The 810-nt window shown below is 68.3% G+C and carries 1 protein-coding gene; it reads left to right on the forward strand.

All coding sequences use genetic code 11. The annotated features are described in order from the left end of the window. Positions 1-768: transposase (locus WA788_RS35425; protein WP_335984599.1), on the forward strand; the 768-nt coding region annotated here is incomplete at its 5' end. Positions 769-810: the final 42 nt, after the last annotated feature.

An 810-nucleotide genomic window follows, 5' to 3' on the forward strand; every position in this document is an offset into this window, starting at 1 on the left:
GGCTTCAAGGTCCATTTCACCGAGACGTGCGAGCCGGAGCGGGTGCATCTGATCACGAACGTGACCACCACCGTCGCCACCGTCCCGGACGACCGGATGGCCGCCGTTGTCCATGCCGACCTTGCCAGGCGGGACCTGCTGCCCGCCGAGCACTGGGTCGACACCGGCTATGCCAACGGCGGCGCGATGGTCGCCGCCCGCCGTGATCACCGGGTCGCGCTGCACGGACCGCTGAAGTCGGTGACCGTCCCGCACGCCCGTGGCGAGGCAGCATTCGGGCAGGACGCGTTCAGCATCGACTGGGACAACCAACACGTGACCTGCCCGAACGGTGTCACCAGCACGCAGTGGCACCAGCGCTGTTCGGAAGACGGACTGCCGACCATCCGGGTCCGGTTCTCTCCGGCCGACTGCCGTGCCTGCCCCCAGCTGCGGCAGTGCGTCAACTCTCCGAAGGCCCAGCGCCGGGAGATCAACCTCAAGCCCCGCGACGAATACGAAGCCCTCCACCAGGCTCGGAAACTCCAGGGAACCGACGAGTGGAAGGACCGCTACAAGATCCGCGCCGGGGTCGAGGGAACCATCTCCCAGGCCGTCCAAGCCTGCGGTCTGCGCCGATCCCGCTACCGCGGCCTGGCCAAGACCAGCCTCCAGCACCAGCTGACCGGCGCCGCGATCAACCTCATCCGCATCAACGCCTGGCTCACCGGCCAACCCCACGCCCGCACCCGCACCAGCCCCCTGGCAGCACTTCGCCCCGCCGCATAACGACGGGGCGAAGCAACCAGACCCGAATTAACCAACAGCGTC

The organism is Streptomyces sp. CA2R106 (assembly GCF_037034245.1).
Lineage (GTDB): Bacteria > Actinomycetota > Actinomycetes > Streptomycetales > Streptomycetaceae > Actinacidiphila.